General features: G+C 64.2%; 20 protein-coding genes and 1 pseudogene. 9 read left to right on the top strand and 12 right to left on the bottom strand.

Annotation, left to right across the window (positions count from 1 at the left end; genetic code table 11):
* The 4 genes from K0M74_RS03465 (at position 1) to mmsB (ending at position 3958) form a co-directional block, all read left to right on the top strand.
* The gene (locus K0M74_RS03465; protein WP_293968053.1) at positions 1 to 1146 is read left to right on the top strand and encodes an acyl-CoA dehydrogenase family protein; all 1146 of its coding nucleotides are present in this window, start codon (positions 1 to 3) and stop codon (positions 1144 to 1146) included.
* Entirely contained in the window at positions 1143 to 2189 is a 1047-nt protein-coding gene (locus tag K0M74_RS03460; protein ID WP_293968025.1) for an enoyl-CoA hydratase/isomerase family protein, read from the top strand. The genes K0M74_RS03465 and K0M74_RS03460 overlap by 4 nt, the downstream gene beginning before the upstream one ends.
* Before the next feature lie 109 nt (positions 2190 to 2298).
* Complete coding sequence (locus tag K0M74_RS03455; RefSeq protein WP_293968023.1) at positions 2299 to 3081, top strand: enoyl-CoA hydratase-related protein; 783 nt, start codon at positions 2299 to 2301, stop codon at positions 3079 to 3081.
* Between the two features lies 1 nt (position 3082).
* The gene (mmsB, locus tag K0M74_RS03450) at positions 3083 to 3958 is read left to right on the top strand and encodes a 3-hydroxyisobutyrate dehydrogenase (RefSeq protein ID WP_366932629.1); all 876 of its coding nucleotides are present in this window, start codon (positions 3083 to 3085) and stop codon (positions 3956 to 3958) included.
* Between the two features lie 84 nt (positions 3959 to 4042).
* Here mmsB and K0M74_RS03445 read toward each other — a convergent pair whose 3' ends face one another.
* From K0M74_RS03445 to K0M74_RS03400, 10 genes are all read right to left on the bottom strand, one after another.
* Complete coding sequence (locus K0M74_RS03445) at positions 4043 to 4270, bottom strand: hypothetical protein (RefSeq protein ID WP_293968021.1); 228 nt, start codon at positions 4268 to 4270, stop codon at positions 4043 to 4045.
* 153 nt (positions 4271 to 4423) lie between these two features.
* Positions 4424 to 6457: a 3-hydroxyacyl-CoA dehydrogenase NAD-binding domain-containing protein gene (locus K0M74_RS03440; protein WP_293968019.1), complete on the bottom strand. Its 2034-nt coding sequence runs from the start codon at positions 6455 to 6457 to the stop codon at positions 4424 to 4426.
* Positions 6458 to 6474: 17 nt separating this feature from the next.
* The gene (locus tag K0M74_RS03435; RefSeq protein ID WP_293968017.1) at positions 6475 to 7677 is read right to left on the bottom strand and encodes a serine hydrolase; all 1203 of its coding nucleotides are present in this window, start codon (positions 7675 to 7677) and stop codon (positions 6475 to 6477) included.
* A gap of 10 nt (positions 7678 to 7687) precedes the next feature.
* Positions 7688 to 8491, bottom strand: a complete 804-nt coding sequence (locus K0M74_RS03430) for an SDR family NAD(P)-dependent oxidoreductase (RefSeq protein WP_293968049.1) — start codon at positions 8489 to 8491, stop codon at positions 7688 to 7690.
* The gene (locus K0M74_RS03425; RefSeq protein WP_293968015.1) at positions 8491 to 9267 is read right to left on the bottom strand and encodes an SDR family NAD(P)-dependent oxidoreductase; all 777 of its coding nucleotides are present in this window, start codon (positions 9265 to 9267) and stop codon (positions 8491 to 8493) included. Before K0M74_RS03425 ends, K0M74_RS03430 begins: the two co-directional genes overlap by 1 nt.
* Positions 9264 to 10331: a phosphotransferase family protein gene (locus tag K0M74_RS03420; protein ID WP_293968013.1), complete on the bottom strand. Its 1068-nt coding sequence runs from the start codon at positions 10329 to 10331 to the stop codon at positions 9264 to 9266. The genes K0M74_RS03425 and K0M74_RS03420 overlap by 4 nt, the downstream gene beginning before the upstream one ends.
* Positions 10328 to 11419 (bottom strand): Zn-dependent alcohol dehydrogenase, encoded by a 1092-nt coding sequence (locus K0M74_RS03415; protein WP_293968011.1) that lies wholly within the window; start codon positions 11417 to 11419, stop codon positions 10328 to 10330. Before K0M74_RS03415 ends, K0M74_RS03420 begins: the two co-directional genes overlap by 4 nt.
* A gap of 107 nt (positions 11420 to 11526) precedes the next feature.
* Positions 11527 to 12816: an acyl-CoA dehydrogenase family protein gene (locus K0M74_RS03410; protein ID WP_293968008.1), complete on the bottom strand. Its 1290-nt coding sequence runs from the start codon at positions 12814 to 12816 to the stop codon at positions 11527 to 11529.
* Between the two features lie 112 nt (positions 12817 to 12928).
* A complete protein-coding gene (locus K0M74_RS03405; RefSeq protein ID WP_293968005.1) occupies positions 12929 to 14395 on the bottom strand; it encodes an MFS transporter in 1467 nt (488 codons plus the stop codon).
* A complete protein-coding gene (locus tag K0M74_RS03400; RefSeq protein ID WP_088444044.1) occupies positions 14392 to 15249 on the bottom strand; it encodes an SDR family NAD(P)-dependent oxidoreductase in 858 nt (285 codons plus the stop codon). Before K0M74_RS03400 ends, K0M74_RS03405 begins: the two co-directional genes overlap by 4 nt.
* A gap of 171 nt (positions 15250 to 15420) precedes the next feature.
* Here K0M74_RS03400 and K0M74_RS03395 point away from each other — a divergent pair, with 171 nt between their 5' ends.
* The 4 genes from K0M74_RS03395 to K0M74_RS03380 all read left to right on the top strand — a co-directional run bounded on the left by K0M74_RS03395 (position 15421) and on the right by K0M74_RS03380 (position 19385).
* Positions 15421 to 16602 (top strand): acyl-CoA dehydrogenase family protein, encoded by a 1182-nt coding sequence (locus tag K0M74_RS03395; protein ID WP_293968001.1) that lies wholly within the window; start codon positions 15421 to 15423, stop codon positions 16600 to 16602.
* A gap of 3 nt (positions 16603 to 16605) precedes the next feature.
* The gene (locus K0M74_RS03390) at positions 16606 to 17724 is read left to right on the top strand and encodes an acyl-CoA dehydrogenase family protein (RefSeq protein ID WP_293967998.1); all 1119 of its coding nucleotides are present in this window, start codon (positions 16606 to 16608) and stop codon (positions 17722 to 17724) included.
* 145 nt (positions 17725 to 17869) lie between these two features.
* Complete coding sequence (locus K0M74_RS03385) at positions 17870 to 18673, top strand: SDR family oxidoreductase (RefSeq protein WP_293967996.1); 804 nt, start codon at positions 17870 to 17872, stop codon at positions 18671 to 18673.
* Positions 18674 to 18869: 196 nt separating this feature from the next.
* Positions 18870 to 19385, top strand: coding sequence for a hypothetical protein (locus K0M74_RS03380; protein WP_293967993.1), 516 nt, complete (start codon positions 18870 to 18872; stop codon positions 19383 to 19385).
* A gap of 98 nt (positions 19386 to 19483) precedes the next feature.
* On the opposite strand, the gene ppc is transcribed toward K0M74_RS03380, so the two are convergent.
* On the bottom strand, positions 19484 to 22162 hold the full coding sequence (ppc, locus tag K0M74_RS03375) for a phosphoenolpyruvate carboxylase (protein WP_293967990.1): 2679 nt from the start codon (positions 22160 to 22162) through the stop codon (positions 19484 to 19486).
* Positions 22163 to 22325: 163 nt separating this feature from the next.
* Complete coding sequence (locus K0M74_RS03370; RefSeq protein WP_293967988.1) at positions 22326 to 22748, bottom strand: YbaY family lipoprotein; 423 nt, start codon at positions 22746 to 22748, stop codon at positions 22326 to 22328.
* A 278-nt stretch (positions 22749 to 23026) separates the two neighbouring features.
* On the opposite strand from K0M74_RS03370, the pseudogene K0M74_RS03365 reads away from it, so the two are divergent.
* Positions 23027 to 23182: pseudogene (locus K0M74_RS03365) on the top strand (nucleotidyltransferase); the annotation flags it as partial.
* Positions 23183 to 23421: the final 239 nt, after the last annotated feature.

Genomic DNA, 23421 nt, shown 5'->3' with positions numbered 1-23421 from the left:
ATGACCGACCAGTTCCAGCTTACCGACGACCAGCTCGCCATCCAGGATATGGCGCGCAAATTCACCGCCGATCGCATCACGCCCTTCGCGGCGGAATGGGACGAGAAACATCATTATCCCGTCGACGTGTGGAAGGCGGCGGGCGAGCTCGGCTTCGGCGCGATCTACGTCGCCGAGGAATCGGGCGGCATCGGGCTCGGCCGGATGGAAGCGGCGCTGATCATGGAGGCGATGGCCTATGGTTGCCCCGCGACCAGCGCCTATGTTTCGATCCACAATATGGCGACGTGGATGATCGACCGCTTCGGCGGAGCAGAGATCAAGGCGCGTTTCCTGCCCGACCTCGTCAGCATGGACAAGATCGCCAGCTATTGCCTGACCGAACCGGGTTCGGGATCGGACGCCGCGGCGCTCAAGGCGTCGGCGAAGCGCGACGGCGACCATTATGTGCTGAACGGCACCAAGCAGTTCATCTCGGGCGCGGGTTATAACGACATTTATGTCTGCATGGTCCGCACGTCGGAAGAAAAATCCAAGGGAATCAGCTGCCTCGTTGTCGAAAAGGACACGCGGGGATTGAGCTTTGGCGCCCCCGAGAAAAAGCTCGGCTGGAATGCCTCGCCGACCGCACAGGTGATTTTCGAGGACTGCCGCGTGCCGATCGAAAATCTGGTCGGTGCCGAGGGCGACGGCTTCCGCTTCGCGATGGCGGGACTCGACGGCGGGCGTTTGAACATCGGCGCCTGCTCGCTCGGCGGCGCGCAGCGCTGCCTCGACGAAGCGGTCGCCTATACCAAGGATCGCCAGCAGTTCGGGCAACCGATCGCCGATTTCCAGAACACCCAGTTCATGCTCGCCGACATGGCGACCGACCTCGAAGCCGCGCGCGCCTTGCTCTATATGGCGGCGGCAAAGGTCACCGCCAACGCCCCCGACAAGTCGCGCTTCTCGGCGATGGCGAAGCGGCTTGCGACCGACAATGGCAGCAAGATCGTCAACGACGCGCTGCAATTGTTCGGCGGCTATGGCTATTTGAAGGATTATCCGATCGAGCGTTTTTGGCGCGATCTGCGCGTTCATTCGATCCTCGAGGGCACCAACCAGGTGATGCGGATGATCATCGGAAGGGACTTGTTGCGCCAATGACCGACGATGTGCTGATCAACGTCGATGGCCGCTCGGGCCGTCTGTCGCTCAATCGCCCGAAAGCGATCCATGCGCTCAATCTCGCGATGTGTCAGGCGATGATCGACGCATTGCTGAAATGGCGCGACGACGACGCCATCGAAGTGGTGATCATCGACCATAGTGAAGGCCGCGGCTTCTGCGCCGGCGGCGACATCCGCATGCTCGCGGAAAGCGGCGCGAAGGATGGCAAGGAGGCGCGCGCCTTCTTCCACACCGAATATCGCCTTAACCACCTGCTCTTCACTTACCCCAAGCCTGTTGTCGCCTTCATGGACGGCATCACGATGGGCGGCGGGGTCGGGATTTCGCAGCCGGCGAAATATCGCGTTGCGACCGAACATACCCGCTTTGCAATGCCCGAGACGGGGATCGGCCTGTTTCCCGATGTCGGCGGCGGCTGGTACCTGCCGCGGCTCGAAGGCCGCGTCGGGGTGTTCCTCGCGCTCACCGGCGCGCGGCTCGACGGCGCCGAATGTTTGGCGCTCGGCCTGGCGACGCATTATCTGCCATCCGAAAAGCTCGACGAGGCAAAGGCACGCATTGCGGCACATCCCGATCGCATCGGCGGCATTCTGGGCGAGCTGTCGGTCACCGCGCCGCCTGCCGACATCACCCAGCATATCGACAAGATCAATCGGCTGTTTGCCAGCGACACCTATGAGGAGATCCTTGCCGCGCTCGAAGCCGATGGCGGCGACTGGGCGGTGAAAGAGCTGGCGGCGCTGCACAGCAAATCGCCGCAGACGTGCAAGGTCGCGCTGCGCCAGCTGAAAGAGGGCGGCGAGATGCACGACTTTGCGGAACAGATGCGCCAGGAATATGCGATCGGCAGCCGCGTCGTTCAGATGCACGACTTCCTGGAAGGTGTGCGCGCGCTGATCGTCGACAAGGACAACAGTCCGAAATGGGATCCGGCCAAACCCGAAGCGGTGACCGAAGACTGGATCGACGCGATCTTTGCGCCGCTTCCCGATGATGAGAAATGGACGCCGCTTAACTGACCTTGCCACCCATGCTTCGTCACCCCGGACTTGATCCGGGGTCCACTCGGCCCCGTCGGAATGGATGCCGGATCAAGTCCGGCATGACGATTTTCAGGAGATCATTGGAATGACCTACGAAACCCTCCTCGTTGAACAGCGCGGCGCCGTCACGCTCGTGACGCTCAACCGCCCGCAGGCGCTGAACGCGCTCAATTCAAAGGTGCTCGACGACCTGATCGCCGCCTTCGCCGCCTTCGAGGCCGATCCCGGCCAGCGCTGCGCTGTCCTCACCGGCTCGGGCGACAAGGCTTTCGCCGCGGGCGCCGATATCAAGGAAATGGCCGACAAGCCCGCGTCCGATTTCTACCTCGAAGATTTCTTCTCGAAATGGACGAGCGATTTCGTGAAGAAAATCCGTAAGCCGTGGATTGCCGCGGTCAACGGCTTCTCGCTCGGCGGTGGCTGCGAGCTGGCGATGATGGCCGACTTCATCATCGCGTCGGACAAGGCGAAATTCGGCCAACCCGAAATCAAGCTCGGCGTCGCCCCCGGCATGGGGGGATCGCAGCGGCTGACCCGCGCGATCGGCAAGGCGAAGGCGATGGAAATGTGCCTGACCGGGCGGATGATGGATGCCGCCGAGGCCGAACGCTCGGGCCTCGTCGCGCGCGTCGTTGCGCATGAGTCGTTGGTGGACGAAGCCATAAAAACCGCGACCACGATCGCCGCGATGCCGCCGATGGCCGCGATGGTGAACAAGGACATGGTCAACGCCGCGTTCGAAACCACCCTCGACCAGGGGCTGATCTACGAACGCCGCCTGTTCCAGATCCTGGCCGCAACCGAGGACAAAGCCGAAGGCATGGCTGCTTTCATCGAGAAACGCGAAGGCGTTTGGAAGGGGCGCTGACATGAAAATCGCATTCATCGGACTCGGTAATATGGGCGGCGGGATGGCCGCGAACCTTGCCAAGGCGGGGCATGAGGTGCGTGCTTTCGACCTGAGCGAAGAGGCGCTCGCGCGCGCCGTTGAGGCGGGGTGCCTGCGCGCAGCCTCCGCCGCGGAAGCCGTCACCGGCGCCGAGGCCGTCGTGACCATGCTGCCCGCGGGCAAGCATGTCGCCTCGGTCTATGAAAGTGACGTGTTCCCGAACGCTGCACCCGGAACCTTGCTGCTCGATTGCTCGACGATCGACGTCGCGACCGCGCGGTCGAATATCGACGCCGCGACCGTCAACGGCCTCGTCGCGGTTGACGCGCCGGTGTCGGGCGGCATTGCCGCTGCCAACGCCGGCACGCTGACCTTCATGGTCGGCGGCACCGAGGAAGGCTTTGAACGCGCGCAGCCGATCCTCGCCCAGATGGGCAAGGCAGTGATTCACGCCGGCGACGCGGGCGCGGGGCAGGCGGCGAAAATCTGCAACAACATGCTGCTTGGCGCCTCGATGGTCGCGACCTGCGAGACGCTCGCGCTCGCGCTCAAACTCGGGCTCGATCCGCAGAAATTCTTCGACATCGCCAGCGTGTCGTCGGGGCAGTGCTGGTCACTGACCAGTTACGCGCCGCTTCCCGGCGTCGGTCCGACGACCCCCGCCGACAATGATTACAAGGGAGGGTTCGCCGCGGCGCTGATGCTCAAGGATCTGCGTCTGGCGATGGAAGCGGCAGCGAGCGTCGATGCGGATGTGCCGATGGGCGCGAAGGCGCGCGAGCTGTATGAGGCGTTTGTTGCGGCAGATCAGGATGGCCGCGACTTTTCGGCGATTATCCAGACGTTGCAAAAATAAGCGTCGCGCCCGCGAAGGCGGGTGCCGCTATCGGCGTAGCGCAAACCTGCCAGCGCGCCCCGCCTTCGCGGGGGTGACGCTATTTCAGTAAAAATCCGCCGTCTCGCCCCCATCGCGGCGCTCGCCCCGATGCACCTGGGTCGGGGCGCGGCGCTCGCCGGTTCGCACTTCGATCCGGCCATCGACGCGTCGCACCTCGGCGGGCGCCAATATGCGCGCGCGGGCAATAGCGACCGCGCTTGCAGGTGGCGCCGCCGCCGGAGCGGTCACCGGGACGCTGCCGGTGAGCAGCAACAGGGCGAAAAACGACATGGCAATCATGCTCTGCCGTAACGGCAGGTGTTGCCAGCGCTTTAACCCTGAATCGCAACTATTTGCGCGCACCCGCGGTGACGGCAGGCCAAAGCAAAGGCCGCCTGCCCCGCGGTGGGACAGACGGCCTGCTGATCGTAATCGAAAGCGAGATTAGAAGCCGCTCTTCGCCTCGGCCTTTTCCTGGAGCAGGGGCGCGATCTCGAACCCGTGCTTCTCCAGTGCTGCGACGATCTTGTCGGTGCCTTCCAGCCCGGCCCAGAACATCGGGCCGCCGCGATAGACCGGCCAGCCATAGCCATAGATCCACACGACATCGATGTCCGACGCGCGCTGCGCCTTGCCTTCTGCCAGGATCAGCGCGCCTTCGTTGACCATCGGATACAAGGTGCGTTCGATGATTTCCTGATCGGTGATCTCGCGCTTTTGCGTCCCGGCCTTGGTGCGGAACTCTTCGATCAGCTCGGCAACCCGCGCGCTTTCCGACGGCTGGCGCTTGTCGTCATAATCGTAAAAGCCTGCCTGTTTTTTCTGGCCCCAGCGGCCCTCGGCGCACAGCGCGTCGCGGATGCTTTCGATGCGGTTGGGGTCGCGGTGCCAGCCAATGTCGACCCCGGCCAGGTCGCTCATCTGGAACGGCCCCATCGGCATGCCGAATTCGACATGGACCTTGTCGACCTGCGCCGGGGTGGCGCCTTCCATCAGCAGGTTCATCGCCTCGATCTGGCGCGGCTTGAGCATGCGGTTGCCGATAAAGCCGTCGCATACACCCGCGACCACCGCGACCTTGCCGATCTTCTTGCCGATTGCCATCGCCGTCGCCAGCGCGTCGGGCGCCGTCTTTTCGCCGCGCACAACCTCGAGCAGCTTCATGACGTTGGCGGGCGAGAAGAAGTGCATGCCCAGCACGTCGCCGGGGCGGTTCGTCGCGGTCGCGATTTCATCGACGTCGAGATAGCTGGTGTTCGAGGCCAGGATCGCGCCGGGCTTGGCGATTTTGTCGAGCTTGCCAAAGATGTCCTTCTTGACGTCCATATTCTCATACACGGCTTCGATGATCAGGTCGCAGTCGGCGAGATCGTCGAGGTTGAGCGTCGGGGTCAGGATGCCCATCATCTGCTCGACCTGTTCGGGCTTGAAGCGCCCCTTGGCGGCCGACGCGTCGTAATTCTTGCGGATCACCCCGACGCCGCGGTCGAGCGCTTCCTGCTCCATCTCGACGATCGTCACCGGGATGCCCTTCTGCAGGAAGTTCATCGAAATCCCGCCGCCCATCGTGCCGGCGCCGATGACACCGACCTTCTTGATGTCGCGCAACTGGGTGTCCTTGGGCAGGCCGTCGATCTTTGCCGCCTGACGTTCGGCAAAGAAGATATGGCGCTGCGCGGCCGACTGGCTGCCGAACATCAGTTTCATGAACTGCTCACGCTCGAAGGCGAGGCCTTCGTCGAATGGCAGGCGCGTCGCAGCTTCGACGCAGGCGAGGTTGGCATAGGGCGCCTCGAACCCGCGCCAGCGCTTGGCGTTGGCGGTCTTGAGCTGTTCGATCACCGCAATATCGCCGAACACCGGGCGCTCGCGCGTGGGGCGCGGGCCATCGGCGATCTTGGCGCGTGCAAAGGCGATCGCGTCGGCGGCGAGGCTGTCCTCGCCCGCGAGTTCGTCGACGAGGCCGAGTTCTTTGGCTTTCGCAGCGGGCAACGGATCGCCGGTTGAGGTCATCGTCGCCGCGGCTTCGACCCCGACAACGCGCGGCAGGCGCTGGGTGCCGCCCGCGCCGGGCAGCAGGCCAAGCTTGACCTCGGGCACGCCGAGCTTCGCCGACGGCACGGCAATACGATAATGACAGACGAGCGCGGTTTCCAGGCCGCCGCCGAGCGCGGTGCCATGGATCGCGGCGACAACGGGCTTCGAAGCGGCTTCGATGCTGTTGAGCACCGCGTTGAAATCGGGACCGCGCGGCGGCTTGCCGAATTCGCTGATGTCGGCGCCGGCGATAAAGGTCGTCCCGGCGCAGCGCAGCACGATGGCCTTGACGCTGTCGTCGCTCAGCGCAGCGGAGAAATTATCCTCCAGCCCCTGCCGGACGTGCCAGCTCAGCGCGTTGACGGGGGGATTGTTGACGATGATGACGGCGACATCGCCATCCTTTTCCATCGTGACGGAGGTGGGGGTTTCTTCGGACATTTCAGGCTCCTGTTGGTTCAATCATTGATCGCGGCGTGGACGAGCGTCTTGACCTCGCGCCGCACGGGATAGGTGGAAGAGGGCATCAGCTGGGTCATGAACACCATGCAGATTTCTTCGACCGGATCGACGAAGAAGCCGGTTGAAAACATGCCGCCCCAATAATAGTCGCCGACCGACCCGGGGGTCATCGTCTGCGCCGGGCTTTCGTTCACCGCAAAGCCAAGGCCGAAGCCGACCCCAGCGTTCTCGGCTTCCGAAAAGATGCCGACGCTGTGCTGAACCAGGTCGCCGCCGCCGACGAGGTGGTTGGCGGTCATCAGCGCCAGCGTCTTGCGGCTGATGATGCGCGTGCCATCGAGCGCGCCGCCGCCGAGCAGCATCAGGCAGAAGCGGTGATAGTCGGCGAGGGTCGAAACCAGCCCGCCGCCGCCCGAATGAAAGCTGCGGTCCTTGGCCCAGCGGCTCTTGTCACCGCTGTCGAAGGGTTTCATCTTCGCCTGCGGATCGAATGCATAGCAGTCGGTCAGCCGGTGCTGCTGGTCGGCGGGCACCCTGAACCCGGTGTCGACCATGCCGAGCGGACCAAAGATGCGCTCCTGCAGCACCTGCCCCAAGGGCTTGCCCTCGATCCGTTCGACCACCGCGCCGAGGACATCGGTCGCCATCGAATAATTCCAGTGCGCGCCGGGGTCGAACTGCAACGGGATTTTGGCGAGCCCTTCGATGAAGCTGTCCATCGTATAATCGGCATCGAAATCGTCGATCCGCGCCTTGCGGTACGCCGCATCGACCGGGGTGCGCTCCTGAAAGCCATAGGTCAGCCCCGACGTGTGGCGCAGCAGGTCGACCATGCGGATCGGCTGCGCCGGCGGCCGGGTCAGGAACGGCACGTTGCCGCCGCCTGCCACAAACACGCCGGTGTCCTTGAACTCGGGGCAGAACTTCACCAGTGGGTCGCTCAGCGCAACCTTGCCTTCTTCGACCAGCATCATGAAGGCGATGCTGGTGATCGGCTTGGTCATGCTGGCGATGCGGAAAATCGCGTCCTCGGTCAGCGCCGCGCCGGGCCGCGCTTCGCCGACGCACGACAAATGCGCGATCTCGCCGCGCCGCGACACCAGGGTCGCGGCGTGCGGCAGGCGGCCGGTGCCGACATATTTGGCCTCGAGAAAGGCGGGAATGCGGTCCAGCCGCGCCGTATCGAAACCGTGACCCATATCTATCCTATCAATGCGAAGTCTGGCCAAGCAGCTGGCGCGTCACGGGATGCGAACTGGTGAGCCCGCCGTCAACCGCGATCGCCTGCCCGTTGACATAGCTCGCCTGGTCGCTGGCAAGGAACAGCGCGACATTGGCGAGCTCCTCGGGCTGCGCGGCGCGCTTCAGGGGATTGAGCTGGCCGAGCTTGTGGGTGACCTCTTTGGCCTTGGCATAGTCGAAGGTCGGCTTGGTCATGCCTGTCTCGGTCAGTCCGGGGCAGATCGCGTTGACGCGCACGCCGCTGGTGGTCAGCTGCTGCGCCGCGGTCTTGGCGAGGTTGATGACCCCCGCCTTCGACGCCGAATAGGCGCCCGGACCCGCGCCCGAATTCAATCCCGCGACGCTCGCGGTCAGCACGATCGCGCCGCCGCGGCCCTGATCGACCATCGCTTTTCCGGCATGCTTCACCATCAGCGCCGGGCCGATCAGATTGACGCGCAAGGTCTCCGCCCAGGCGACCGGATCGAAATCGAAAATGCCGCCCATGTCGCCGATGATCCCGGCGTTGGCAAAGGCGATGTCGAGCGCGCCATAAGTGTCTTTTGCGGTCGCAACGAGCTTGGCGACGTCGGCCTCGACGCCCGCATCGATTTCCAGTCCGACCGCTTCGCCCCCGGCATCCTTCACCAGCTGGGCGGTCTCATGCACCGCCGCCGTCTTGTCGCCGAGCACCAGCTTCGCGCCTTCGGCGGCAAAGCGCAGCGCGCTGGCGCGGCCGATGCCCGAACCGGCACCCGTAATGATCGCAATCTTGCCGTCCAACGCGCCCATCATGCGCCTCCTGAAATCGTGGCACCGCCATCGCACACGATGGTCTGGCCGGTGGTGAATGCCCCCGCGCGGCTGGCGAGGAAGACGGCGGCCCCGGCGATTTCCGGCGGTTCGCCGATCCGGCGCAGACAGGCCATGGCGGTCGCTCGTTTCAACGTCTCGGGATTTTCCCACAGTGCGCGGGCCATGTCGGTGCGGACCAGCCCGGGGGCGATACAGTTGACGCGGACCCCTTGCGCGCCGAATTCGACCGCAAAATTGCGCGCCACCTGCATGTCGGCGGCCTTCGAAATCCCGTAAGCGCCGATGACCGGCGATCCTTTCAGCCCGCCGACCGAACTGATGATGGTAATCGACCCTTCGCCGCGTTCGAGCATCTCGGGCGCCACCATCGTGATCAGCCAGTGGTTGGACAGGATATTATTGTCCATGATCTTGCGGAACTGGTCGTCGCTGATCCCCAGCCCGGGACCATAATAGGGGTTCGACGCCGCGTTGCAGACCAGCGCGGTGATCTTGCCAAAGGCGGCGCGTGTCTCGTTGACGAGGTTCTGGAGGTCATCCTTCGACGAAATGTTCGCCGCGACCGCGATCGCCGTGCCTTCGCCGAGCTTCGCGTTGATCTCGGCGGCGGTGGCATCGCAGGCGTCCTGCTTGCGGCTCGAGATCACGACCTTGGCGCCCTGTTCGGCCATCGCTTCCGCGGTCGCCTTGCCAATGCCGCGCGACGATCCGGTGATCAGCGCGACTTGCCCCGTCATATCGAACAGGCTCATGCGCCGGCCTTTCGTGCAAAGTCCCACGCCCGCTCGGCCAGCGGACGGACGCGTTCGGACATATCCTTGGCGTGCTGCGATGAAGCGGTGCCTTCGATCACGCGCTTCTTGATCCCCTGAATGATCCCGGCGAGGCGGAAGAAATTATAGGCGAAATACCAGTTCATGTCGGGCACCCCGGTGCGGTCGGTGGCGGCGCAATAGCGTTCGACCATCTCGTCGAGTTCGGGAATGCCGAGCGCCTGCCGGTCGAGGTCCATCACCCCCGAACGCCCGCCATTTTCGGTGACCCACGCCATCGCGACATAGGTGAAATCGGCGAGCGGGTCGCCGAGCGTCGACAGCTCCCAATCGAGCACCGCCAGAACCTCGGGCCGATCCTTGGCAAAGATCATATTGTCGATGCGGTAGTCGCCGTGGACGACGCTGGTGCGCGTCTGCTCGGGCAGGCTCGCGGGCAGGAACGTGATCAGCTGCTCCATCTCGTCCATCGTCTCGGTCTCGGCGAGGCGATATTGCTTGGTCCAGCGGTCGACCTGGCGGCCGAAATAATTGCCCGGCTTGCCATAATCGGACAGCCCCGCCGCCTCGACATCGACCTTGTGCAGCGCGGCGAGCGTGTCGATCATCGCTTCATAGGTCGCGCGGCGGTTTTCCGGGGTCGATCCCGGCATTGCGCCGTCCCAGATCGTGTGGCCATCGACCATCGCCATGACGTAAAACCAGCTGCCGGTGACGCTGTCGTCGGTGCACAGCCCATATTGGCGCGCGACGGGGAAGCCCATTTTATGGAGCCCCGACTGGACCTTATACTCGCGATCAACTGCATGCGCCGAGGGGAGGAGCGGGCCATAGGGTTTGCGGCGCAGGACATAATTGCCCGACGGCGCCGAAATCTTGTACGTCGGGTTCGACTGGCCGCCGGCGAATTTATGCTGGGTCAGCGGACCTTCAAATCCCTCGACATTGGCCTCCATCCACGCGGTCAGCTTCGCTTCGTCGAGCACATCGGCGCCCTCGGGCGCAACCGTACCGCTGAAGGCCTTTTGCGCGTCGAGCGTCATTGATCGAAAACGATCACCGACCGAGCGGCGTCGCCTTTCTTCATCTTGTCGAAGCCTTCGTTGATCCGCTCCAGCGGGATCGTTTCGGCGACGATGCTGTCGAGGTCGAGCAGCCCGCGCAGGTAGAAATCGACCAGCCGCGGGATATCGACGGGGAAGCGGTTGCCGCCCATGATCGCACCCTGCAGCTTCTTGCCCGAGAGCAGATCCATCGCCGACAGGCCGACTTTTTCCGACAAAGGCATCATGCCCAGGATCGTCGCGGTGCCGCCGCGGCGCAGCGACGCGACCGCGAGTGCGGCCGAGGCCGGACGCCCGACGGCTTCGATCGCATGATCGACCCCGCCCTTGCTGAGCTCGAGGATCTGCTTGGCGGCATCGCCGTCCATCGCGTCGACGACGTCGGTCGCGCCCAGCTTCATCGCCAGCGCGCGCTTTTCGGGAACCGGGTCGGCGGCGATGATCCGCCCTGCGCCCGCGATCTTCGCGGCGTTGATCGTGGCCAGCCCGACCCCGCCGCAGCCGACGACCGCGACGGTCTCGCCCGGGGTCACCTTGCACGCGTTGAAGATCGTTCCCGCGCCGGTGGTCACCGCGCAGCCGATCACCGCGGCGCGGTCGAGCGGCATGTCGGGATCGATCGCGACGCACGCATGCTCGTGGACGAGCATCGTTTCGGCAAAGGCCGACAGGTTGAGCATCTGGTTGACCAGACTGCCGTCGGGGCGCGTGATGCGCGGCGCCGAACCGGCGGCGCGGCGGGTATCGCCGCCCATGCACAGCGACATGCGGCCGCTGACGCAATACTCACAATGACCGCAGAAGGCCGAAAGACAGGTAACGACCGCGTCGCCGACCTTGACCGTGCGCACTTCGCTGCCGACCGCCTCGACGATGCCGGCGGCTTCATGGCCGGGGATCGCGGGCAGGGGGTGCGGATAGGCGCCGTCGATGAAATGCAGGTCCGAATGGCACAGCCCGCAGGCGGCGGTGCGGATGCGCACCTCGTGCGGACCGCAATCGGCGATCTGCACCGTCTCGATCGACAGCGGCTGCCCGGGTTCGATCAGAATCGCGGCTTTGGTCATTTAAACTACCCTCTCTCGCCGTTTGCCCTGAGCCTGTCGAAGCGTCCTTGTTTTCCGTGGTGAAGAAGGACGGTGCTTCGACAAGCTCAGCACGAACGGATTATCCTTTAGCGTGACACCCCGATGTCGCCCGACGAAAAGCCCGGGTCGCTCGCCGCGCTGTGCTTGGCGAATTCGATCCGCGCGATCGCGCGTTCATGGACCTCGTCGGGACCGTCGGCGAGGCGGAGCGTGCGCTGGTGCGCATAGGCGTTGGCGAGACCGAAATCTTCGGACACGCCCGCGGCGCCATGCGCCTGGATCGCGTCGTCGATGATCTTCAGCGCCATGTTCGGCGCCTGCACCTTGATCATCGCGATCTCGGCAGCGGCGGCCTTGTTGCCGACCTTGTCCATCATGTCGGCGGCCTTGAGGCAGAGCAGGCGGGTCATCTCGATGTCGATGCGCGCGCGTGCCAGACGATGTTCCCAGATGCTGTATTCGGCGATCGTCTTGCCGAAGGCGACGCGCGATTGCAGGCGCTTTGCCATCTTGGCGATCGCTTCCTCGGCGGTGCCGATGGTGCGCATGCAGTGGTGGATGCGGCCCGGGCCGAGGCGCCCCTGCGCGATCTCGAATCCGCGGCCTTCGCCCAGCAGCATCGCTTCCTCGGCGTTGACGCGGACGTCCTTCAGCTCGATCTCCATATGGCCGTGCGGCGCGTCGTCATAGCCGAACACGGGCAGGTGGCGCAGGATTGTCACCCCCGGCGCGTCGAGCGGCATCAGCACCATCGACTGCTGCGCGTGGCGCTTGGCATTGAAATCGGTCTTGCCCATCACGATCGCGATTTTGCAGCGCGGATCGCCCGCGCCCGACGACCACCATTTGGTGCCGTTGATGATATAATCGTCACCGTCGCGTTCGATGCGGCATTCGACGTTCGTGGCGTCGGACGACGCCACCGCAGGCTCGGTCATCAGGAACGCCGAGCGGATTTCGCCGTTCATCAGCGGCAGCAGATATTTCTCTTTCTGGGCGCGCGTTCCGTAACGGTGGAACACTTCCATATTGCCGGTGTCGGGGGCCGAGCAGTTGAACACTTCGCTGGCAAAACCGATGCGCCCCATTTCCTCGGCGCACAGCGCATATTCGAGGTTGGTCAGGCCCGGGCCTTCGAATTCAATCGTTTCGTCGACATGATGATGCGCCGCCGACTTGGGCGGCATGAACAGGTTCCAGATGCCCGCGGCCTTCGCCTCGGCCTTCAGTTCCTCGACGATCGGAATGACCTTCCAGCGGTCGCCCGCCTTGTCCTGTTCCTTGTACGTCGGGACCGCCGGGCGCACCTTGCGCTCGATGAATTCGCGCACCCGGTCGCGCCAATGAGTCTGCCGGTCGGTGAGATCGAAATCCATCTAAGCATCCTTTCCGTTTACGTTCGCGTAAGCCTTTGGACCGATTCGTCCCGCTTTGCCAACCCCTGCGGGCCGATTATTACCTCATTCCGTCGTCAACTGACATTTTCCGTTACGGATGCGCACCGCTGGCGTCGGGATCGGCGCGCGCCGCACCGCCCAAGATGGCAATCCGCGCTTCATGATCGGCGCGCGAGATCGGAAAACGCCGCATCACGATCAGGCCCAGGATACCGATGACGAGCACCGCGACCATATAACCCAGCGCCAGATTGCCGAGGATCGTGTTGCTGATTTCCCCCGGCTTGGCCGCAGCGGGAAAGGCAGCGAACGACAAGATCAACCCGGCGATGAAGATGCCGACGCCGGTCGCGCATTTCTGCATGAAGAAATATCCGGCAAAGAACAGCCCTTCGGACCGCCGCCCGGTCTCGCTCTGCGACGCCTCGACGACATCGGCCATCATCGACGACGACAGGATCATCAGCATGATCGAAAAGCTGTTCGAGATGAAGACCAGCGCGAACATCACCGCCGCGCTCGGTTTGCCCGGCAGGCCGGGGAAGACATCCTGGATCCACGCGAAATACATGCCGCTGTTGACGAACAGCGCGATCGCCCCGGCGACCACGGCACCATCACGCTTGCCCAGGCGGGCCGACAGCGGCGCGACCAGCAAAAAGGCGGCGATCATCGATCCGAACAGCAGGAAGACATAAGCGATCATCTCGCCCTGCGTTAGCTGCCAGAAAAAGCCGAGCAGGTAATTGGTCATCGAAAAGGTGATGCCCTGATTGACGAAGCCGAACAGTGCCGCAAATATCAGCCACAGAAACGCGCGGTTCGACAGCGTCTCGCGCATGTCGCGCAGGATATGCCCCAGCGTCATCACCGGCTTGACGTCGGCCAGGTTCGACACCGCAATCCGCCGGTGCTGGCCCGCCGCCGAAATCACCACCGCGCCCAGCATCATCAGCGCGCCGGTCAGCGCATAGGGGCCATAGCCGTCGGGATCGACCAGCCCCTTTTCGCCGCCGAAAAACACGCCATAGGCGAGCAGCAGGATCAGCAACCCGCCGCCCCAGCCGAACAGGAAGCGATAGCGCATGACGATCGTGCGTTCGTCATAATCGGCGGTGAGTTCGGGGACGATCGCGACCGACGGCACCTCGCAGCACGATACGAGTGAGCGCACGATGATGGCAAAGCCGATCAGCCAGGCGACCGTCATCGAATCGGACATTTCGGGGGGATGCCACAGCAGCATCCACGCAATCGCGAGCGGTACCGGCGCGATATAGAGCCACGGCAGGCGGCGGCCCCAGCGGCTACGCGTGCGGTCAGTGAGTTCGCCGATCACCGGATCGACAAAGGCATCGGCGATCAGCGCGACCATGATCGCGGTGCCGACGATCCCGGCATCGAGGCCGATGACCTGATTGTAAAACAGCAGCAGAAAGGTCGAAAAGCCGTTGTCCTTGACCCCGTAAGCAATGCTGCCAAGGCCGTGCGTCGCTTTCAGCCAGACGGGCAGTTTTTCGGGGCGCGGCACCGCGGTGGTCGCCGCCGCTGTGGTCACGCCGCTGCTCCGGCCTTGGCCGCTTCCTCCATCGCGACGAGCGCGTCGAACATCCCCGGTGCCTCGGGATCCCAGGCGTGGCGCTGGCCGATCGTCAGTCCGCCGTCGACCAGCAAATGGGTGCCGGTCATGAACGACGATTCGTCGCTGGCCAGGAACGCCACCGCATTGGCGATGTCATCGGGCTGGCCGCCGCGCGCCACCGGCTGCGCCTGCGCGCTCATCCCGGCGATGACGGCATTGGCCTGCTCCTTCATCGCGTCCGGGACGTCGAGCGACGCGGTGAAGATATTGGTGTTGATGAAGCCCGGACAGATCGCGTTGACGCGGATGCCATAGCGGGCGAGGTCGGTCGCTGCGACCTTCGACAGGTGGAGCACCCCAACCTTGGCGACGGCATAAGCGGTCGGCGAATAGCCCGCGCCGAGCGCCGCGACGCTCGCGGTGTTGATGATCGACGCGCCCTTGCGACCCTTCATGTGCGGCGCCGCATAGCGGATCCCCATCGCGACCGATTTCAGCACCAGGTCCATCGTGCGGTCCCAGCCTTCGGGGGTGATCTCGTCGATCGGGGCGCGGTCACCGCCCGCCGCGGCGTTGTTGAAGACGATGTCGATGCCGCCGCCCTTTGCCGCGGCTGTGTTCATCAGCGCTTCGATGTCGGACGGCTGGGTCACGTCGCAGCGGACAAAATCGATCTTGCCGTTCGATTGTTCGGCGAGCGCGCGTCCGCCCGCTTCGTCGATATCGGCAGCGAAGACATGCGCGCCTTCGCTGGCCAGTTTCAAAACCGTGGCTTTGCCGATTCCCGATGCGGCACCGGTGACGACGGCAATCTTGCCTGCGAATCGCATTCCCATTCTCCCGTTTTCTTTTGCCACTTAGCTTAGGCGCCAAAGGGAACGCGTCAACGGCGGCCTGTCGGACGCTACGGCGCCGTAACGGCAGGTTGGGCCGCCCAAGTTGACGCTTGCGTAAAGCAGGCGACTGCTCCTAGATTTGGCGCAGGAAGAGGAGCCTGAAACATGAGCGATCTGGACGCTTTTCGCGCCGAAGTGCGCGGCTGGCTGGAGGCAAACTGCCCCGCCGAAATGCGCGAACCCATCCGCGAGGAAGGCGATGTCTGCTGGGGCGGGCGCAATTGGGTGTTCAAGAATGACGCCCAGAAGCAGTGGCTCGAAGCCTGCGCGGCCAAGGGTTATACCGTCCCCGACTGGCCCAAGGCCTATGGCGGCGCCGGTCTCACCCCCGAGCAGACCAAGATTTTCAAACAGGAAATGAAGCGCATCCACGCGCGCTCGCCGCTCGACAGCTTCGGCATCTGGATGCTCGGCCCCGCGCTGCTGCAATTCGGTACCGAGGAACAGAAGGTCCAGTACCTCAACCCGATCGCGCGCGGCGAAATCCGCTGGTGCCAGGGCTATTCGGAGCCCGGTTCGGGCAGCGATCTCGTCTCGCTGCAAACGTTCGGCGAGGACAAGGGCGATCATTGGGTCGTCAACGGGTCGAAGATCTGGACCAGCTACGCCGACCAGGCCGACTGGATCTTCTGCCTCGTCCGCACCGACAAGGCGAACAAATATCAGGGCATCACCTTCATGCTCTTCGACATGGCGAGCAAGGGGGTCACGACCAAGCCGATCCTGCTGATTTCGGGCAACTCGCCCTTCTGCGAAACCTTCTTCGACGACGTCGAAGTGCCGAAGACGCAATATGTCGGCGAGATCAACCGCGGCTGGGACGTCGCCAAATATCTGCTGGGACACGAACGCGAGATGATCTCGGGCGGCGGCGCGGGCGGCGACATGGTCAGCATCGGCGGCGCGTTCGCGAAATCCTTTGGCAAGAATGCCGCAGGCGAACTCGACGATCCGATCCTGCGCGCCGAAATGGCGGCGTTCGACGTCGATGTCTTCGCGTACCGCGCGATGGGCGAACGCTTCATGGACATGTGGAAGACCGGCCGCGCGCATCCCGCGTCGTCGAACATGATGAAATATGTCGGCACCGAACTCAATAAGCGCCGCCACGAACTCGTCATGTCGGGCGGCGGCAGCGAAGCGCTCGAATGGGACAGCGAAGAAACCAAGGGCGGCGCGCGTGCCCGCGGCTGGCTGCGCACCAAGGCCAATTCGATCGAAGGCGGCACGAGCGAAGTCATGCTCAACGTCATCGCCAAGCGTATCCTCGACCTGCCCGGAGCCTGACCCATGCCTTTGTATCACAATGACGACCAGGCGATGCTCAAGGACAGCGTCGCGCCCTTCGTCGCCGAACAGGCGCCGGTATCGCACCTGCGCAAACTGCGCGACAGCGCCGACGCCACCGGCTTCTCGCGCGACCTCTGGACGCAGTTCACCGAAATGGGCCTGCCCGGAATGCTCGTTCCCGAGGCGCATGGCGGGCTCGGCATGGGGCATATGGAGGCGGGCATCGTGCTCGAGGAAATCGGCCGCAACCTGACCCCGTCGCCCTTCCTGTCGACGAGCGTCGGCGCGGTTGCCGCGCTCGCGAAGGCGGGCGGCACGCAGGCGGGCCGCTGGCTCCCCGCGATCGCATCGGGTGAAGCGATCATCGCGCTCGCGATCGATGAGGGCGCCAAGCATCGCCCCGACCGCATCGCGGCCACCGCGACGCGCGCCGGCAACGGCTTCCGCCTCGACGGCAAGAAAAGCTTCGTCCTCCACGGCCATGTCGCCGACATGAGCATCGTCGCGGCGAAGACCGACGGCGGCATCACCCTGTTCGCGGTGCCGAAGGATGCCAAGGGGGTCACCGCCGATCCGCGGCGGCTCGTCGACTCCAGTCTCGCCAGTCATGTCACCCTCGACGGTGTCGAAGTCGATGCCGACGCGGTGATCGGCGAAGTCGATGCCGGCGGCGACATCCTTGACGCACTGCTTGCCGCGACGCGCACCGGCGCCGCCGCCGAAATGGTCGGTGTCGGGCAGGGCGCGATGGACATGACCGTCACTTACCTCAAGGAGCGCAAGCAGTTCGGCAAGCTGATCGGCGAGTTCCAGGGTCTCCAGCACCGCGCCGCGCATCTCTATGGCGAAATGGAAGTTGCGCGCGCGACGGTGATGAAGGCGCAGCAGCTCCTGGACGAGGGCAATGAGGGCGCGAAGCTGATGGTGTCGGTCGCGAAAGCGAAGGCCGGCCGCGCCGCCAACCTCGCGGTGCGCGAAGGCGTCCAGATGCACGGCGGCATCGGCATGACCGACGAATATGACATCGGTCTTTATATGAAGCGCGACCGCGCCCTCGCCGAATATATGGGCGATGTGCATTATCACATTGACCAGGTCGCCCGGATGAACGGCTACTAAACTTCATCCCCTCCCGCCTGCGGGAGGGGCAGCGAGCCCCGGACTTGATCAGGGGCGCAGCGGGGAGGGTTTCGCGGCTTCGCGCAGCCCAGACATGCCCCACCCCAATCCTCCCCTTAAAGGGAGGGGAAAAAAGGATGAGACAATGAACCTTCAGGACATGTTCGGCCTCGACGGCCGCATCGCGCTCGTCACCGGCGGCTCGCGCGGCATCGGCAAGATGATCGTCGAGGGCTATCTCGCCGCAGGCTGCGCCCGCGTGTACATCTCGGCGCGCAAGACCGCGCAGATCGAGGAAGCCATCGCCGATTTCGAAACGCGCTATCCGGGCAAGGTCATCGGCCTGCCGGTCGACCTCGCGACGGTCGAAGGCTGCCGCGCACTCGCCAAGGAACTCGAAGCGCGCGAAGAGCGCCTCGACATCCTCGTCAACAATGCCGGCGCGGCATGGGGCGAACCGTTCGAGGGTTTCCCCGAGGCGGGCTGGGACAAGGTAATGGACATCAACGTCAAATCGCCCTTCTTCTTGACGCAGGCGCTCCACGGCCTGCTCAAGGCGGGCGGGACGCACGAACGCCCATCGAAAGTCATCAACATCGGCTCGATCGACGGTATGCGGCTCAATCCGTGGGAAACCTACAGCTATCATGCATCGAAGGCGGCGATCCTCTACCTGACCAAGCGCCTCGCGGCGCGGCTGGTTACCGACCATATCCTCGTCACCGCGATCGCGCCCGGCGCCTTCCAGTCGGACATGAACAAGGCCGCGCGCGACCATGGCGATGCGGTAGCGCAGAGCATTCCGGTCAAACGCATCGGCGTTCCCGAGGATATGGCCGGCGCCGCGATCTTTCTCGCGTCGAAAGCGGGTGACTATGTCGTGGGCGACACGATCACCGTCGACGGCGGGTTGGTGCACGGCGACCTGCGGACCAGCATCGATGCATGAAGCTCGCGTCTCTCTCATCGCCGCCCTCGAACGAGCCATTTAGCGCGTTCGACTTGATCCGGGCGACTTGATCCGGGGTCCATGACCGCGCCCGCGGCATGGGTGCAGGATCAGGTCCGGCATGACGAAAGAGGGGGCGATTGACTTGCTCAGCTCCAAGGTGTATTATTTATATAACTCACCAAGGAGATGTCCCATGCGCCTCGCGTTCCTGATCCCCCCGCTGATGCTCCTCGCCGCCTGCGGATCGGACGAGAAAGCCAAGGACGCCACCGAAGTCTCGATCAACGCCGGCGACGAGCATGGCGGCGTCCAGATCAAGGCCGGCAAGGACGGCGGCAATATCAAGATCGGCGGCGAGGGCGCGTCGATCGACATCGACATCCCCGATTTCGTCGACCTCGACATCGAAAGCGATTTCGACATCGATGGCGTCAAACTCTACCCCGGCAGCAAGGTGACCACGGTCGACGTCGATGCCAACGAGAAGAATGGCGTCGACAAAGCGACCGTCAAACTCGGCTTCACCTCACCCGCTGCGCCGACCAAGGCCGCCGACTGGATGGCGGGCGAATTCGCCAAAAAGGGCGTCAAGGTCACCCGCACCGGCGATACGCTGGCGGGCAAGGACAAGGACGGCGCCGATTTCCGCATCAACTTCGCCCCCGATGGCACCAATGCCAAGGGCGAGGTGGTGATTACGAAGAGCTGACACACCGTCGCCCCCGCGCAAGCGGGGGCCGCTTGAGGCCTTGATCTTCGTCGCTTCGCAAACCGGGCAGCAGTCCTAGCTTTCGCGAGGGCGACGCGTCAGCCGCTATTGCGCAGCGCCGTCGCAATGGCGTTGATCGTCAGCTGGATGCCCTCGGCAATACGCGGGTCGGTCTCCTCCGCGCGGTGGCGCTTCATCAGCTCAATCTGGAGCAGGTTGAGCGGTTCGATATAGGGCAGCCGCAGCCGGATCGACGCCTCGAGCGCCGGGTTTTTTTCGAGCAGCCGCGTCTGGCCGGTGACGGCGAGCAACCCGTCATGCGCGCGGTTCCACCCGTCGCGGATGCGACCAAAGATCGCCTTATGCCCGTCGACATGCCCCGCCAGCTCGGCATAGCGCGCCGCAATCCCCATGTCGGATTTCGCGAGCACCATCTCCATATTGCCGAGCAGCGCCGCAAAGAACGGCCACCCCGCCGCCATGTCCGCCAGCAGCGCCTTGTCGCCAAACGCCGCAAAACCCTCGCCCGTCCCGTACCAGCCGGGCAGCATCGCGCGCGCCTGCGCCCAGCTGAACACCCACGGGATCGCGCGCAGATCCTCGATCGCGCTCGACTTGGTGCGGCTCGACGGGCGCGATCCGATTTTCAGCGTCGCGATCTCGGCGATCGGGGTCATCGCGCGGAAAAAATCCTTGAACGCCGGCGTGTCGTACACCAGCCCGCGATAAGCCGCGAAGGCGCTGTCCGAGAGCGCATCCATCGCCGTGGTAAAGCGCGCCGCATCCTTGTCGCTCAGCGCCTCGGGCTCCAGGCTCGCGAGCAAACTCGCCGACACCATCGCCTCCAGATTCGCCGCCGCGCTCGCTGCGGTGCCATATTTCGCCGCGATCACCTCGCCCTGTTCGGTGATGCGGATACGCCCCTGCACCGTGCCTGCGGGCTGCGCCCGGATCGCGGCAAAGGCGCTGCCGCCGCCGCGCCCGACCGCGCCGCCGCGGCCGTGGAACAATTGCATCGCACTGTCGGCCTCGTCGAACACCGGGGTCAGCGCCTGCGACGCCTGATGCAATCCCCAGGTCGAGGTCAGATACCCGCCGTCCTTGTTCGAATCCGAATAGCCGATCATCACTTCCTGATGCCCGCGCTGTCCGACCTGCGGTCCGATTTCGGGCATCGCGAAATAGCGGCGCATGATTTCCGGCGCCTTGTCGAGATCGGCGATCGTCTCGAACAAGGGGACGACCATCAGGTTCGATTGTCCCGCCGCTTCGCCGCTGCGCCACAATCCGGCTTCGCGCGCCAGCACATGAACCTCGAGCAGGTCGGACAGGGTCTGCGCCATGCTGATGATCCACTGACAGATCGCATCGCCGCCCAGCCGCGCGCGCACATCGGCGGCGGCATGGACGATGGCCAGCTCGCCCGCAGTCTCGTCGCTCCACTGGTGCCACGGCGCCGCGAGCGGCCGGTCGCTTTGCAGTTCGGCGGTGAGCAGCGCGACGCGACCATCTTCGTCCAGCGCCAGATAGTCGGCGCACACGCCCGATACCTTGAGCAGCTCGGCGAGCACCCGTTCGTGCACCGCGCTGTTCTGCCGCATGTCGAGCGTCGCAAGGTGGAACCCGAACACCTCGACCGCGCGGATCAGCCGCCCGAGCGCACCGATCCCGCCGAACTGCCCTTGGCTGTTCGCCGACAGGCCATTGGCGATTGTAACGAGGTCGCGGCGGAAATCGGCGGGGGCCGGGTAAGCGTCACCCTTCAGCGCCGAAGGCCGCGGCGGCGCCTTGCCGACGATCTGCGTATAGGTCGCGCACAGCCGCGCATAAATGCCCGACAGCGCGCGGCGATAGGGCTCGTCGCGGCGGCTCGGAGCGTTGTCGCCGCTCGCCTCGGCCAGCGCCTCGACCGCTTCCGGAACTGCGGCCAGGCTCGCCGACACCGACAATTCGGCGCCCAGCCCATGCACCGCGTCGATATAATGGCCCAGCACCGCCGCGGCATTGCGTCTCGTCGCCATCACCATCGTCTCGGCAGTGACGAACGGGTTGCCGTCGCGGTCGCCGCCGATCCAGCTGCCGACGCGCAGGAAACTCGCGGGACGCTGCCCCAGCTCGGTTTCCCAGCGCGCGTACAGCTTCGGCACCACGGGCAGGAACACGTCGCGGAGATAGGTCAGCGCATTGTCGATCTCGTCGGCGACGAACAATTTTTCCATGCGCAGCGGCCGCGTCTGCCACAGCAGCACGATCTGCCGCCGGATCGCATCCTCGACGACATCGCCCTCTGGCGTCTCGTCGGCGCCGCTGTCGCGCAGCAGCATCAGCTCGGCGATGCGGTTCTTGTGGTCGAGCATCGATTTGCGCCGCACCTCGGTCGGGTGCGCGGTGAGCACCGGCGCGACGAGCGAGGCACTGAGCAGCGCGGCAATCGCGTCGCTATCGATCCCGTCGGCCTTCAGCTTGTCGATCGCCGCCGCGACGGTCGCCTCGGGCTCGGCGGCAACCCCCTGCCGGTCCTCGGCCAGATTGGCGAGCATCGAAAACAGCATGAACCCGCGCACGAACGCGACCGTGTCATCCAGGCTCAGCGCATCGAGCCCGGGATCGATCGCCTCGGCCCCCGCGATCCCGCGATGCCTATCGACGCTCGATGAGCGGATATATTCAGTCTGCCGGAACAATTTGTCGCCGCCATAGGCGCGAATGACGTCACCGAGGATCCGCCCGAGATAGCGGATGTCGGGATTTTGCGAGATCTGGATAGGCGGGCCCATAAGCCGCTTTGCTGCACCTGCGAAGGCGCAGCGTCAAGCGGCAGGGTGCGCGCATAGCTATGCGCCGCCCACACTTCGTCATCCCAGCGAAAGGCGGGATCTCACCGTATCGAAAAAAAGCGAGGTCGAGATCCCGGCCTTCGCCGGGATGACGAGAATAGGCTTAGCGCGTCTTCACCAGCGTCAGCGTCCCCATGTCGATCCGGCTCCGGCTATCGAACGCCACGCTATTGCGTGTGTCGGTGATGAACATCAGCCGACCGGATGCATCGGTGATGCGCGCCGACACCGCATAGCTGTGCCGCGGGTCGAGCGGACGCTGGTCGACGGTCAGTGAAAAGGCAAAAGGCACCTGGCGGCCGTCGGCGGTAAAGCTTTGCTGTGCGATGGTGCGCGAGGGGGCATCCATCAAGCTGACATCGCTCAGCTGGATTTCGATCTGCGCCGTTGGCGGCAACGCGATGCGCTCGCGATAGGTGATCTGGCCGGTCACCGACACCGGCTGTTCGGACGGCCCCAGTGTCGCGCACGCGGCGAGCGGCAGAGCGGTGAGGCTGAGCGCAAGCGCGCCGGCGATACGGACCATGGTTGTTCTCCTGTTACGGCTGGCGGTCCGTTAAAGCCGCCGCGATGAACCCTTTCTGTCCGGGACGTTCTAATCCCCACTGTACCGAACGGTTTACTAGAATTCCAGCTTTGCTGAGTGTTTGAGAGGCGTTTCGGGTCCCTGTGTGTCCCACAGGATCCAATCCGACTTTTTTGCCAATGCGGGCAGAATTTTATGATTTTAGGGATAAAAAATGCAGCGAACGGGCTCGCGAGGGCCAAGGGCAAATAGCAGTGGATCAGCTATGGCGATGGCCTTATCAGACTCCGCAAGTTCATAATCTTGGCTTTCTGCGTACCCAAGCCGTGCGAATAGACATGCGGTTGGTCGACGCATGGCGCCGTGAACGGCGCGACGATCGTGCGTGCTTCGAGAAGCTCACAGAGGCCTATGTGAAAGCTCGTTATTCAAAATTATGCCGAGCGGCCCACTATGCCGAGTGGGCGCGCGAACGCCTTGCTTTCCAACAACGTTGCGGCAATCGACTCGGCATAGTTTTTTACATCCGATTTGGGTCAATCGACAGCGATCGGCCGCAATGAGGTCTTGCCACCGGGCGAGAAGATGGCGAGAATCCGGTGATGAGAAATGATGTCGACCATCTGCCCCCGGCGCAGCAGGAAGAACTGACGCGCGCGACGCGGATTTTGAT

Origin of the sequence: Sphingopyxis sp., from assembly GCF_019459305.1 — a bacterium.
In the GTDB taxonomy this organism is placed as follows: Bacteria; Pseudomonadota; Alphaproteobacteria; order Sphingomonadales; family Sphingomonadaceae; genus Sphingopyxis.
The sequence above is the reverse complement of the archived record's forward strand: the minus strand, read 5'-3'. Positions and strand labels throughout refer to the sequence as shown.

Coding starts and splice junctions, on each gene's coding strand:
- K0M74_RS03445 (WP_293968021.1), bottom strand. CDS start 4,270: ATGTCGTTTTTCGCCCTGTTGCTGCTCACCGGCAGCGTCCCGGTGACC.
- K0M74_RS03395 (WP_293968001.1), top strand. CDS start 15,421: ATGAGCGATCTGGACGCTTTTCGCGCCGAAGTGCGCGGCTGGCTGGAG.
- K0M74_RS03425 (WP_293968015.1), bottom strand. CDS start 9,267: ATGAGCCTGTTCGATATGACGGGGCAAGTCGCGCTGATCACCGGATCG.
- K0M74_RS03435 (WP_293968017.1), bottom strand. CDS start 7,677: ATGGGTCACGGTTTCGATACGGCGCGGCTGGACCGCATTCCCGCCTTT.
- K0M74_RS03410 (WP_293968008.1), bottom strand. CDS start 12,816: ATGGATTTCGATCTCACCGACCGGCAGACTCATTGGCGCGACCGGGTG.
- K0M74_RS03465 (WP_293968053.1), top strand. CDS start 1: ATGACCGACCAGTTCCAGCTTACCGACGACCAGCTCGCCATCCAGGAT.
- K0M74_RS03430 (WP_293968049.1), bottom strand. CDS start 8,491: ATGGGCGCGTTGGACGGCAAGATTGCGATCATTACGGGTGCCGGTTCG.
- ppc (WP_293967990.1), bottom strand. CDS start 22,162: ATGGGCCCGCCTATCCAGATCTCGCAAAATCCCGACATCCGCTATCTC.
- K0M74_RS03420 (WP_293968013.1), bottom strand. CDS start 10,331: ATGACGCTCGACGCGCAAAAGGCCTTCAGCGGTACGGTTGCGCCCGAG.
- K0M74_RS03460 (WP_293968025.1), top strand. CDS start 1,143: ATGACCGACGATGTGCTGATCAACGTCGATGGCCGCTCGGGCCGTCTG.
- K0M74_RS03390 (WP_293967998.1), top strand. CDS start 16,606: ATGCCTTTGTATCACAATGACGACCAGGCGATGCTCAAGGACAGCGTC.
- K0M74_RS03415 (WP_293968011.1), bottom strand. CDS start 11,419: ATGACCAAAGCCGCGATTCTGATCGAACCCGGGCAGCCGCTGTCGATC.
- K0M74_RS03370 (WP_293967988.1), bottom strand. CDS start 22,748: ATGGTCCGTATCGCCGGCGCGCTTGCGCTCAGCCTCACCGCTCTGCCG.
- K0M74_RS03380 (WP_293967993.1), top strand. CDS start 18,870: ATGCGCCTCGCGTTCCTGATCCCCCCGCTGATGCTCCTCGCCGCCTGC.
- mmsB (WP_366932629.1), top strand. CDS start 3,083: ATGAAAATCGCATTCATCGGACTCGGTAATATGGGCGGCGGGATGGCC.
- K0M74_RS03385 (WP_293967996.1), top strand. CDS start 17,870: ATGAACCTTCAGGACATGTTCGGCCTCGACGGCCGCATCGCGCTCGTC.
- K0M74_RS03400 (WP_088444044.1), bottom strand. CDS start 15,249: ATGCGATTCGCAGGCAAGATTGCCGTCGTCACCGGTGCCGCATCGGGA.
- K0M74_RS03455 (WP_293968023.1), top strand. CDS start 2,299: ATGACCTACGAAACCCTCCTCGTTGAACAGCGCGGCGCCGTCACGCTC.
- K0M74_RS03440 (WP_293968019.1), bottom strand. CDS start 6,457: ATGTCCGAAGAAACCCCCACCTCCGTCACGATGGAAAAGGATGGCGAT.